Here is a 12,416-nt window from a genome sequence, read left to right on the forward strand (position 1 = left end):
GGTGAGTGCCTGTCCCTCAGTCTTCCCGGTGCAAGGTAAAGAAGAACGGCGGCGCACCGCGCACGTCCATCAGTCCAAGCAGGATGTCAGGCGTGACCTGACGGAACAGATCGATAATCGGCAGTCGGTCGTAGATCATCGCCGCGGACGCCACGCCGCGATGGGTGAGCAGGCGCAGCCGCGCCTGCGGGCTGGTCGTCCGTAACACCATCCGCGCAGCCGCAAACCCGGCGCGGGCGAGCGCTGATCGCGTAACCTTGTTGCTGTGGAGCGCGCTGAGCGGGATCCAACGGGGGTCGATGGAGACGATTGCACTGCCCTGGCAGAACAGCAGGGGATGCGCTTCTCCTCGGGCGTCGAACGCCTTGCCATACCAATCATGAGCCTCGAGCAGGCCATCCATCGGGTGCCCCGTGTGCAACCCCGCGCCGCGCCACCGCCCCGCGATCGTCGCTGGCGACACGGGCGCCAGGCGGTCGAAATAGGCAAGTGCCTCGTTGCGAGCCGCGCCGTGACGAGATGCGTTCTCGAGCCAGGCTAATGATTCAGCCTGCGCTGAAACGACAGGAGAGAGCTGAGGTATAGTCGGCGTGGCTCGTTCGGCTTGCGTAGGCATAATGGACTCGAACCGGTTCGTGCGAGCCTGGTTCCGAACCACGGCTATAGCGCTGGACAGGCGTTGCGGACGTTACGGGTGTCGATGACGTCGCCTGAAGCATGGCACAATTCGGTCAAGTCTGCGCCGGCCGCCATCGGCAGGCGCGGCGCAAAGACCTCGAGTAATCGGTATGCCGTACGCCCGCCTCGCCTTACAGCAGCTTGTCCAGCGTGATCGGCAGGTCGCGCACGCGCTTGCCCGTGGCGTTGAACACCGCATTGGCGACTGCCGCCGCGACACCGGTGATGCCGATCTCGCCAATGCCGCGTGCGCCGAGCGGCGATCGGGGATCGGGGATGCCGGTCCACATCACCTCGATGTCCGGCACGTCGAGGTGCGCGGGCACGTGATAATCGGCCAGCGTCGGGTTCATGATCCGCCCGCTGCGCTCATCGAGCCACGTCTCCTCGGTAAGCGCGAGGCCAAGGCCCATGATCATGCCGCCGCGGAACTGGCTGGCCGCGGTGCGCGGGTTGAGGATCGTGCCGCAGTCGAACGAGCCGAGCAGGCGATCGACCCTGATCTCCCCCGTCACGTCGCTGACGCGCAGCTCGCAGAACATCGCCGCGGTGCTGTGCATGGCGAACTTCATCATCTCCAGCGGCGGCGTGCCGGTGGCGGTGACGCTCACCTCGTCGCGATTCGCGCGGGCGAGGATCGAGCGAAACGTCTCGTGCCGGTTCGGATCGGCGGCGCTCGCCATTCCTTCCTCCCCCAGGCGGATCTCGCCCGGCCTCAGCCCGGCGAGCGGGCTGTCGTTCCCGGCGAGGCGCAGCAACTCCGCGGGCAGCTTCTCCGACGCCGCCAGCAATGCGCCGGCGATCGACACGCTCTGCCCCGAACCGCCCGCCATCGGGGCCGCCGGCAGATCGGAATCGCCCGTCTCGATGACCACCGCGTCGAGCGGCACGCCGAGTCGGTCGGCAACTTGTTGCGCGAGCACGGTGGAGGTGCCCATCCCCATCTCCTGCGCGGAGCAGGCAAGCGTCGCGGTACCATCGCGCCGGATCGTCAGGCGGACGGCGGCGCCGGGCATGCGGATGTAGGGGAAGCTGCCGCTGCCGCAGCCCATGCCGATGCGCCATTCCCCCTCGCGCCGCGCGCCGGGGGTAGCCGAGCGCCGCTCCCAGCCGAAGCTCGCGGCGCCGTCCGCCCATGACTTGGCGGCTGCATGTTGGGAGAATGGCGCGCCGGTGGTCGGGTGTTTTTCCGGCAGGTTGCGCAGGCGAAGCTCAATCGGGTCGATCGAAAGCTCATGCGCCAGTTCGTCGACGGCGCTCTCCAGCGCAAAAGTGCCGATCGCCTCGCCCGGCGCGCGCATGAAGGTGTTGGGCACCACCGCCATGTCGATATGCCGCTGCAGGATAGCGAAGCTCTTCGCGCGATAGGCCGATCGCGTGCCGAGCGTATAGGCTTCCGGGCAGGCACCATAAGGCGGCATCACCGAATAGCCGTTGTGGATCAGTGCCGTGAACCGGCCCTCGGCATCGGCGCCGAGCGCCACGCGCTGCTCGGTCGCGCTTCGCCCGCCAACGATGCGATAGACGCCCTCGCGGCTGAGCTGCAGCCGCAGCGGGCGGCCGACCATCCGCGCCGCCGCGACCGCCACCACCTGGTGATCCCAGAAGCCCTTGCCACCGAAGCCGCCGCCGACGAACGGTGAGAGCACGCGCACGTCCTCACGCTTCAGCCCGAACATCTTGGCGAGCGTCGCGGCTTCCGACGCGATCATCTGCGTCGTGTCGTGCACGGTGAGCGTCTCACCCTCCCACGCGACGGTCAGCGCGTGGAGCTCGATCGCATTATGGTTCTGCCACTGCGTGCGATAGACATTGTCCACCCGGTGCGGCGACCGGCCGAGTTCGCGCTCCGCCTTCCCGATCGACAGGTGATTACGCTCGATCAGCAGCGACGGGATGATCCGCGCGCCCGATTTGGCTTCCTCGAACCGGGTTTCGGCCGGCTCGGCGGCATAGTCGATGTCGATCAGCGACGCGGCATGGTCCGCCTGCTCCTGCGTTTCCGCGACCACCGCCGCGACGACCTGGCCGTTGTAATGAACCTTGTCGTCCTGGAGGATCGGCAGGCTGCTGTTGCCCACCGCGGTCGGATCGGTGATCGCGATCAGCGACGGGCCCGACACGCGCGGCATGTTGCGATGAGTGACGACCAGCAGCACGCCATCCGCCGCTTCCGCCCTCGCCGTGTCGAGCCGCGTGATCCGCCCGCGCGTGATCGTGCCGTGGACGAGCGCGGCGTAGCAAAGGTTCTCCAGCGGCACTTCGGCCGAGAAGCGCGCCTGCCCCTGCACCTTCACGTCACCGTCCAACCGCGCGGCCTGGCGCCCCACTTCGCCGCGGCGGCCGATCAGCGGATCGGGCGTGCCGCCGGGCAGCCATTGCGCTGGGACCCAGCCAAGTGCGCTGCGCACCGTGCCGACGAGGACATTCTGTACCCTGCTCATGCCTGATCCTCGCAAAGCCCGGAGAGAACCGCGGCGAGCGTCCGCTTCGCCAGCGTCACCTTGAACATATTGCCCGGCTGCGCGTCGGCGGCGGCAAGCTCCGCCTCCGCCGCCGCCATGAACGCCGCCTCGCTCGGCGCTTCGCCCTGCAGCGCCGCCTCCGCGCGCCACGCGCGCCACGGCTTGTGCGCCACGCCGCCCAGCGCGATCCGCGCCTCGGCGATCCGCCCGTCTTCGATCACCAGCCCGGCAGCGACGGAGACGAGCGCGAAGGCATAGGAGGCGCGATCGCGCACCTTGCGATAGTCCGAGCGCGGCGCGACCCGTGACGGCGGCAGCTCGATCGCGACGATCACTTCGCCCGGCGCCAGTTCCGTCTCGATGTCGGGCCGGTCACCCGGCAAGCGGTGGACGTCGGTCAGCGGCAGCGCGCGCGCGCCCTCCGCCCCGGCGACGTGCACCCGCGCGTCGAGTGCAGCCAGCGCCACCGCCATGTCCGACGGGTGGGTCGCGATGCACGCGGGCGAGGCCCCCAGGATCGCATGATAGCGGGTGAAGCCGCCGATCGCGTCGCATCCGCTGCCCGGCGCGCGCTTGTTGCAGCGCGATCCCGCCGCATCGGCGAAATAGACGCAGCGTGTCCGTTGGAGGAGGTTGCCGCCCGCCGTCGCCATGTTGCGGATCTGCGCCGAGGCGCCAGCCAGGATCGCGCGTGACAGCATCGGATAGCGGCTGCGGATCAGCGGGTGGGCTGCGATGGCGCTGTTGCGCGCGCCGGCGCCGATCACGATGCTGCCGTCCGCCGCTTCCTCGATCTCGCCGGGCAGGCCAGTCACGTCGACCAGGGTCTCCGGCCGCTCCACGCCCTTGCGCATCAGGTCGACGAGGTTGGTCCCGCCGCCGAGCAGCCGGTGGCCGGCCGCGCCCGCCAGCCGGATCGCGTCGCTCGCACTTGCCGCGCGCCGATATTGAACCGGCGTCATGCCGCCTGCCCCTCGGCGACCGCCATGATGGCGTCGATGATCCCGTTGTGCGCGCCGCAGCGGCACAGGTTGCCGCTCATCCGCTCGCGCACTTCCTCGCGCGTCAGCCGCGCCGGCGCGGCGAGGTCTCGCGTGACATAGCTCGGCATGCCGGCGGCGACTTCCTCCAGCATCGCGCTCGCGGCGCAGATCTGGCCCGGCGTGCAATAGCCGCACTGGAAACCATCATGGTCGAGGAACGCCTGCTGCAACGGGTGAAGCCCCTCCGCGCCCAGCCCCTCGATCGTCGTGACGGCGCGGCCGTCGGCCTGCACCGCCAGCGTCAGGCATGAGAGCGCTCGCTGCCCATCGATCAGCACCGTGCAGGCGCCGCATGCGCCTTGATTGCAGCCGATCTTGGTGCCGGTGAGATGGAGCCGATCGCGCATCAGATCGAGCAGGGAGACGCGCGCATCCGCCGGCGGATCGACCGGGGTGCCGTTGATCGTGATTGCCATGAACCTCTCCTGGCGACGCGGTTGCGCGCCGTCAGGAAAGTATCACGAAGTTCGGACTATTCAAGTATCGTCGTTTGCCACCTTGGCCATCATCGCGATCATCTGTCGCCGCTCGTCGGCGTCGAGCGGCGACAGCATCCGGCGATGAAGCTCGCCATACATCGCCTGCAGCGCGGCAACCCTGCCCTCACCCGCCGGCGTCAGGTGAAGCGCCACCGCGCGCCGGTCCGCCTCCGGCCGCTGGCGGCGAAGCAATTCGCGCTTCACCAGCCGGTCCGTGGCGGAGGAGACGGTGGTGTTGGCCACGCCCAGGTAGCGCGCGATGTCAGTCGGCCCGCAGCCGTCGTTCTTCGCGACATAGGAGAGGATCTGCTTGTCGAGTTCGTTCAGCGGCTTTTCCGGCCCGAGCGCCTCCGCCAGCTTATAGCGGCGCGCGAACAGGTCGAACGCAGCGCCAAGCGCGGCTAGTTCCTCGTCGGTCGGCATCGTCATGGCGACCGCTTAAACGCACCAGATGCAATTTTGCGAGTCGCATCGCAGCAGATCGCATCATGCCGCGCCGATCAGCCGCATTCGGCTCAGGCGGGGGGCGCTACTGTCCCGCCGGTCTGCCAGCCGCCGCCCAGCGCGCGAAACACGTCGATCTGGGCACGCGCGATCTGCGCGTCCGCCAGCGCCAGCGCCGCTTCCGCATCGGCAAAGGTACGTTCGGTATCGAGTTGCGACAGGCTGTCGATCTGCCCCTCGCGCCGCTGCGCGCGGGTGATCCGCGCCGCCCGCTCCGCCGCCTCGCGCGCCTGGCCCAGCGCCGCGCGCCGCTCGATCGCCTGCTTGTAATTGGACAAGGCGGTCTCCGTCTCCTCCAGCGCGGTCAGCACCGTTCCGTCGAACGTGGCCAGCGCGGCCTGCGTGTCCGCTTCCGCCCCGGCGATGCGGGCGCGGGCGCGGCCCTGGTTCAGGTTCCAGTTCAGCAGCGGCCCGATCAGCCAGTTGAGCGGCCCGCCACCGAACAGATTGCCCAGCCCCGTACTGGTCTGGCCGATCGATCCGCCCAGCGTGATGCGCGGATAGAGGTCCGCCGTCGCGACTCCGATGCGCGCGGTGGCCGCCGCCAGCCGTCGCTCGGCCGCACGCACGTCGGGCCGGCGGGCGAGCAGCCCTGCCCCGTCGCCGACCGGGATCGGCCGGTCGAGCCGCAACATCCGATCGCGCTGCGACGCAATCGGCGGCAGTTCCTGCGGCGTGCGTCCGGTCAGCGTCGCCAGCCGGAACAGCGCCGCCTGCCGCTCGGCCGCGATCGTCGGCACGTCGGCCCGCCGCTGGTCGCGCAGCGCGGCGATGCGCGTCGCGTCGAGCGGCGTGGTCATGCCTACTTCGACGCGCCGCTGCGTGACGCGCAGCGACTGATCGAGCAAAGCGACGATCCGCTCCGCCACTGCCAGCCGTTCGGCCGCCGATGCCGCATCGGCATAGGCCCGCGTCGTTTCCGCGACGACCGACACGCGTACGGCGTTGGCGTCCGCCTCTGCCGCCCCGACGCCGCCGCGCGCCGCCTCCACGTTGCGGCTGACGCGGCCGAACAGATCCACCTCATAGGAGACGTCCAGCCCGCCATCGATCAGCCAGCTTTCACTGTCGATCCCGGGCGCACGCTGCACCTGGGAGAAGCGGTTGTACGTCGCGCTGGCGCCGACATTCGCCTGCGGCAGGCGATCGTTGCGCACCTCGCGCAGCGCCGCCCGCGCTCGAGCGAGCCGCGCGACCGCGACGCGCACGTCGGTGTTCGCCGCCAGCGCATTCCCGATTAGGCCGTCGAGCACCGGATCCTGGTACAGCCGCCACCAATCTTCCGCCGGCGCAGCGGTCGAGACCGCCGGACTGGTCGATAAGAACGGCGCGGCGGCGGTGGCCGGGGTGGCCGGCCGCGCATAATCCGGCCCGGTCGCGCACGCCGCCAGCGTCAGCGCGGGAGCGGCGGCCATCAACTTGGTGAGGTTCATGAGCATCGTTTCGCTCCTCATTCGGCCGGCTGCAGCGCGGCGTCGGCTGCGGGGCGGCGACGGCCGCGCCCGACCCGCTCCGCCAGCCCGCGGCAGACGACATAGAAAGTGGGGGTGAAGATCAGGCCGAAGCCGGTGACGCCGATCATCCCGAAGAACACCGCCGTGCCCAGCGCCTGGCGAAGCTCCGCGCCCGCGCCAGTGGCGATCAGCAGCGGCACCGCGCCCAGGATGAAGGCGAAGCTCGTCATCAGGATCGGGCGAAGCCGGTCCTGCGCCGCGCGCACCGCCGCCTCGATCGGCGACAGGCCTTCCTGCTCCTCGGCCTGCTTGGCGAACTCGACCACAAGGATCGCGTTCTTGGCGGCTAGCGCGATCAGCACGACCAGCCCGATCTGCGTCAGCACATTATTGTCCATGCCGCGCAGGTTCACGCCGATCATCGCCGCAAGCAGGCACATCGGCACGATCAGGATGATCGACAGCGGCAGGAACAGGCTTTCATACTGCGCCGCCAGCACCAGGAAGACGAACACCACCGCCAGCGCGAAGACGATCCCCGCCGTGCTGCCGGCCGCCTTTTCCTGAAAGGCGATGCCGGTCCATTCGGAGCCATAGCCCTTGGGTAGCGTCTCGGCGGCGAGCTTCTCCATCGCCACCAGCGAGGCACCCGAGGAATAGCCGGGCGCCGTGTCGCCATCCACCTCCACCGCCGGGAAGAGGTTGTAGCGCGTGACGCGATACGGCCCCGTCTTGTCCTCGAAATTGGCGACCGATCCGATCGGCACCATGCTGCCGGCGTTCGACCGCGTCTTGAGGTTGGCGATATCCGCCGGGGTCGAGCGGAACGGTGCGTCGGCCTGCGCCGTCACGCGATAGGTGCGGCCGAGCAGGTTGAAGTCGTTGACGAACGCACTGCCGAGATAGACCTGCAGCGCCTCGAACACGCGCTCCGGCGGCACGCCCAGCATGTCGGCCTTGGCACGATCGATATCGGCAAAGATGCGCGGCGTGGCGGTGTCGAAGAAGGTAAAGACCTGCGCCAGGCCTTCCGTCTCGTTCGCCTTGGCGATCAGCTTCTGGGTCTCCTCGCCCAGCCTCTGATACCCAGCGCCCTCGCGATCCTGCACGATCATGCGATAGCCGCCGGCAGAACCGATGCCCTGGATCAGCGGCGGCGGGATGACGAGGATCCGCGCCTCGTCGATATCCGCCGTCGCCTTGCGCGCCTCGTCCATCAGCCCGGCAAAGGTGACGCCAAGCTCGGCGCGCTCCTCGAATGACTTGAGGGGAACGTACGCGGCGGCGGTATTGGGCGCGAGCGTCTGCGACGGGCCGTCGAAGCCCGCAAGCATCACGACGCCCTTCACACCCGCTAGCGGCAGGATCCGCTTCGCCACCTTCTGCACCACCGCATCGGTGCGCTCGCCGAGGCGCCGGCGGGGAGCTGAACGACAGTGAGGAAATAGCCCTGGTCCTGCGCCGGGATGAAGCCGGTCGGCGTCGCCCAGAACACCGCGCCCGTCGCAGCGATGAGGCCCGCATAGGTCAGCATCATCCGCTTGGGCCGGCGCACCAGCCGGTCGGTGAGCCGCGCGTAGCGATCGCTCATCCGTTCGAACCCGCGGTTGAACCAGTCACCGGCGCGGGCGAGCGCACGCGTCACGCGGTTTCCGTGCCCTTCCGCCTCATGCCCCTTGAGCAGGATCGCGGCGAGCGCGGGCGAGAGCGTCAGCGACACGATCAGCGAAATGATCGTCGCGGTGGCGATGGTGACGGCAAACTGCTGATAGAAGGCGCCCGACATGCCGGTCAGGAACAGGGTCGGCACGAACACCGCGCAGAGCACCAGCACAATCGCAACCAGCGCGCCGGACACTTCGTCCATCGACGTGCGCGCCGCCTCCAGCGGCGTCAGGCCATGGGCGAGGTTGCGCTCGACATTCTCGACCACGACGATCGCGTCGTCGACGACGATGCCGATCGCCAGCACCAGGCCGAACAGCGACAGCGTGTTGAGCGAATAGCCGAACGCCGCCAGCACCGCGAACGTGCCGACCAGCGACACAGGGATCGCCACGATCGGGATGATCGCCGCGCGCCACTTCTGCAGGAACACCAGGATCACGAGGACGACGAGGATCATCGCCTCGAACAAGGTATCGATCACCGCATCCACCGATTGCGCGATGAATTCGGTCGGGTTGTAGATTACGCGATATTCCAGGCCCTTGGGGAAGGACTTGGCCATCGCCTCCATCTCGGCCTCCACCTTCTCGGCGGCGGCGAGCGCATTCGTGCCCGGGCGCTGGAACACCGCCCCGATGACGGTCGGCTGGGCCGAGAGATAGGTGTTCGAATTATAATCCTGCGCGCCAAGCTCGACGCGCGCGACATCGCGCACGCGCACTTGGTGGCCATCGGCATCGGTGCGCACAATCACGTCGGCGAACTGCGCCGGATCGACGAGCCGCCCTTGCGTCTCGACGTTGAGCTGGAAGGCATTGCCCTGCGCATAAGGCGGCTGGCCGAGCGTGCCGGCAGCGACCTGCACGTTCTGCGCCCGCAGCGCCGAGACGATGTCGCCGGCGGTGAGGTTCAGCGCGGCCGCGCGGCCGGGATCGATCCACACCCGCATCGCATAATCGCGGCTGCCGAACAGGCGCACGTCGCCCACGCCGTCGATCCGGGCCAGCCGGTCCCGCACCTGCGTCAGCGCATAATTCGAGATGTACCCGCGATCGAGCGACCCGTCGGGGGAGATGAGGTTCACCACCATCAGGAAGTCGGGCGAGGTCTTGCGGGTGACGACGCCGAGGCGCTGCACCTCTTCGGGCAGGCGCGGCACGGCGACCGCGACGCGGTTCTGCACCAGCACCTGCGCGGCATCGAGGTCGGTGCCGATCTTGAAGGTGACGGTGATGGTGACGACGCCGTCGCCGGTCGACTGGCTCGACTGGTACAGCATGTTGTCGACGCCGTTGATTTCCTGCTCGATCGGCGCGGCGACCGTCTCCGCGACGGTTTCGGCGGAGGCGCCCGGATAGGTCGCCGCGAAGATCGGGCGGGTGATGAAGAAGCGCGACAGGCGCATGGCAGGCTCCCCGGAAACGAGGATGGAAGGGATCGGCCCGCAAAGGGCCGTCGGATGTATGCTCAGATCACTGCCATTCGCCCTGAGCCCGTCGAAGGGCGGCCCCGAACGCAGCGGTTCGCGGCACATGCTTCGACAGGCTCAGCACGAACGGGTCTATACTGCGGCTACCGCGCCGCGAACGTCGCCTGGCCGGCCAGTGCATTCGCGCCGATGCTGCCGGCGGCTGCCGCCTCGCGCGTCGGGGCGATCCGGCCGGCGCGCACCTGAACCTTGGTGCCCGGCATCGCCATCTGCGTACCGCTGATGACGACGCGGTCAGTCGGGGCGATGCCGCTGCGCACCACGCGCAGGCCATCCACCACCGGCCCCAGCTGCACCGCCCTCGCGGCCACCGTCCCGTCCTGGCCCACCGTCAGCAGCGTCTTGCGTGCCTGGTCGGACTGCACCGCGGCATCGGGCACCAACAGCGCCTTGGCCGCCCCGCCGCTCGCCAGCCGCATGTTGCCGAACATGCCCGGCGTCAGGAAGAAGTCCGGGTTCTGCAACACGGCGCGCCCGCGGATCGTGCCCGATCGCGGATCGAGGCCATTGTCGGTGAAGTCGAGCCGCCCGCTCCAGCGAAAATCGCTCTCGTCCTGCAGCTTGATCTCGACGTCGGACGGCGGGGTACCCGCGGCCTGCGCGCGCTTCGTCTTGAGGAACAGCGCCTCCGAGCCATCAAAGGTGAAGTAGATCGGGTCGAGCGCGTTGATCGTGGTCAGCAGCGTGCCGTTGGTGTCCCCGCCGGCGACGAGGTTGCCCGGATCGATCTTGCGATCCGAGACGCGGCCGCCGATCGGCGCGCGCACCTGCGTGAACTCCACGTCGAGCGCCCGGGCCCGGACGCGCGCCTCCGCGCCGGCAAGCGCGGCATTGGCGGCGCGCAGGCGCGCGGTCAGCTGGTCGATGTCGCTCTTCGACACCGCCTCGTCCGCCACCAGCCGCTGCGCACGATCGAGGTTGGCGCTCGCCAACTCCACGTCGCTGCGCGCGCTGATCAGCCCGGCGCGCGCCTCGGCCAGCGCGGCGGTGAACGGCCGCTGGTCGAGCGTGAAGAGCAATTGCCCCTTCCGCACGATCGCGCCGTCGGTGAAGTGGACCGCGGTGATCGCGCCGGAGACGCGCGGGCGCACCACCACCGACTTGCTGGCCTCGAACCGGCCGACATAGCTGTCCCATTCGTTGATCGGGCGAACGAGCGGGCTCGCGACCGTGACGGTCGGCGGCGGCGGCGCGGCCTGAACCGGCTCCTCGCGGCTCAGCGCAGCGCCGGCGATTGCCGCCACCAGCACGGGGGCAGCGACCATCGCGCCAAGCCGCCAGCGCGGCCGTTCACGCTCGCGCGCCGGCGTCAGATGTTCGGTGTTGATCTTGCTGTGCATGTTCATGCGTATCGGCCCTTGTTCAGGCTTGCGGCACCGATGCTGGCGAGCAGGGTGCGATATTGGCCGGTGGTGAAGCCGGCGGCAGTGAAGGCCTCCACCTCCGCATCGCTCAGCCCGTTGGCGCCGCGATGCCAGGCGAGTACGGCGACGCGCCGCAGCGCCTCAAGTCTCGGGTCGGCCAGGTGGGGGTGCTGGTGGCGGCCGAACACGCTGCCCAGCGCAACCGAGAGGCGCGAGGGTTCGCGCAGCGACGACGGACGATCACGTCGGGCAAGCGCCACGACCGACCATTCAAGCGCAGTAAGACGGTTGGCGGGGTCCGCACCCTGGTTCGGCGTAGCTGCAGGCGTCTTCTCGCCTTGGGCAACTGAACCGTGACCGTCAAAAGCCATGAACGCCATGGAATTTCCCCTTTTATGGGCGTGCGCCGACACCCGACCGGAGCGGTCGTTCGACGGACGCATGAGGAATCGCGGTCGCCAACGCAGGATCGGCGTTCCGCGACTCCGAGAATGAAAAGACGGGAGGGAGAGATGCAGGCGCCTACTAACGCGCGCCGGCCACTCCGGTTAGACAAACAGCCATGGAAGCGGCCTTTCGCTTGGATGCCACGGTGACATCCTTTCGATACCGACTGGTATAGAAGTCCCGCCGCCCTGCGTCAGCCAGCTTTTTGTACCGCACGGTATTTTTTCTCGCAAGAGGGGCGCCGCCCGCGCGCGCGTCTCCGCCGCGGTGCCGTTCGTTCCCGAAAAGTCTAGATCGATAACAATGCTCGGCTAGACAAGCCCGATGCCATTACACATCACAACCATTGAAAATCCTACCTCCGGCCATCGCGAAGCAGTTGCGGCGCCCCTGCGGGCATATAACGCCGCCCGTGCGAGCGACGTTAAGGGCCGTTCGGTCGCGATCCTCTTGACCAACGATTAGGGAAATCATGTCGGCGGCCTTTGGGGCGACTGCGCCTACGATTGGCTGTATGTTGAATTGTTGGTGACGCCCGAGGACCAGCGCGGGCGAGGCTATGGCACAGCTCTGATGAACGAGGCGGAAGGTATCGCGCCGGCGAACGGATGCGTCGGCATTTGGCTGGACACGTTCGAGTTCCAGGCTCCCGGCTTTTACGAGAAGCTCGGATTTGAGGTATTCGGCACGTTGGACGACCATCCGATTGGTCAGAAGCGCTATTTCCTTCGCAAGCGGATCGACCGCGCTCCAGTTCTTTAGCTGGCGCTCGGCCATGGCCATTGAGGATGAGGCTTATAGTGCGCCACACGCCGCGCACTTGCA

At 68.5% G+C, this 12,416-nt stretch carries 8 protein-coding genes and 2 pseudogenes; 1 reads left to right on the forward strand and 9 read right to left on the reverse strand.

Features of this window, described 5'->3' with window-relative positions; genetic code table 11:
- Positions 1-16: 16 nt before the first annotated feature.
- From K0S66_RS11805 to K0S66_RS11845, 9 genes and pseudogenes are all read right to left on the reverse strand, one after another.
- The gene (locus K0S66_RS11805) at positions 17-658 is read right to left on the reverse strand and encodes a DUF4334 domain-containing protein (RefSeq protein WP_301075607.1); all 642 of its coding nucleotides are present in this window, start codon (positions 656-658) and stop codon (positions 17-19) included.
- A 151-nt stretch (positions 659-809) separates the two neighbouring features.
- On the reverse strand, positions 810-3,122 hold the full coding sequence (locus K0S66_RS11810; protein ID WP_301075608.1) for a xanthine dehydrogenase family protein molybdopterin-binding subunit: 2,313 nt from the start codon (positions 3,120-3,122) through the stop codon (positions 810-812).
- A complete protein-coding gene (locus tag K0S66_RS11815; RefSeq protein ID WP_301075609.1) occupies positions 3,119-4,105 on the reverse strand; it encodes a xanthine dehydrogenase family protein subunit M in 987 nt (328 codons plus the stop codon). Before K0S66_RS11815 ends, K0S66_RS11810 begins: the two co-directional genes overlap by 4 nt.
- Complete coding sequence (locus K0S66_RS11820) at positions 4,102-4,602, reverse strand: 2Fe-2S iron-sulfur cluster-binding protein (protein WP_301075610.1); 501 nt, start codon at positions 4,600-4,602, stop codon at positions 4,102-4,104. The genes K0S66_RS11815 and K0S66_RS11820 overlap by 4 nt, the downstream gene beginning before the upstream one ends.
- Before the next feature lie 60 nt (positions 4,603-4,662).
- Positions 4,663-5,094, reverse strand: a complete 432-nt coding sequence (locus tag K0S66_RS11825; RefSeq protein ID WP_301075611.1) for a MarR family transcriptional regulator — start codon at positions 5,092-5,094, stop codon at positions 4,663-4,665.
- Between the two features lie 86 nt (positions 5,095-5,180).
- The gene (locus K0S66_RS11830; protein WP_301075612.1) at positions 5,181-6,608 is read right to left on the reverse strand and encodes a TolC family protein; all 1,428 of its coding nucleotides are present in this window, start codon (positions 6,606-6,608) and stop codon (positions 5,181-5,183) included.
- A gap of 11 nt (positions 6,609-6,619) precedes the next feature.
- A pseudogene (locus K0S66_RS11835) lies at positions 6,620-9,696 on the reverse strand (multidrug efflux RND transporter permease subunit).
- A gap of 167 nt (positions 9,697-9,863) precedes the next feature.
- The gene (locus K0S66_RS11840) at positions 9,864-11,126 is read right to left on the reverse strand and encodes an efflux RND transporter periplasmic adaptor subunit (protein WP_301075614.1); all 1,263 of its coding nucleotides are present in this window, start codon (positions 11,124-11,126) and stop codon (positions 9,864-9,866) included.
- Positions 11,123-11,524 carry a hypothetical protein gene (locus K0S66_RS11845; protein WP_301075615.1) on the reverse strand — a complete coding sequence of 134 codons (402 nt, stop codon included), beginning with the start codon at positions 11,522-11,524 and terminating at the stop codon, positions 11,123-11,125. The genes K0S66_RS11840 and K0S66_RS11845 overlap by 4 nt, the downstream gene beginning before the upstream one ends.
- A 553-nt stretch (positions 11,525-12,077) precedes the next feature.
- Between K0S66_RS11845 and K0S66_RS11850 the strand changes: the two are divergent.
- Positions 12,078-12,353: pseudogene (locus tag K0S66_RS11850) on the forward strand (GNAT family N-acetyltransferase); the annotation flags it as partial.
- Positions 12,354-12,416: the final 63 nt, after the last annotated feature.

Origin of the sequence: Sphingomonas sp. (genome assembly GCF_029239295.1) — a bacterium.
GTDB lineage: Bacteria > Pseudomonadota > Alphaproteobacteria > Sphingomonadales > Sphingomonadaceae > Sphingomonas.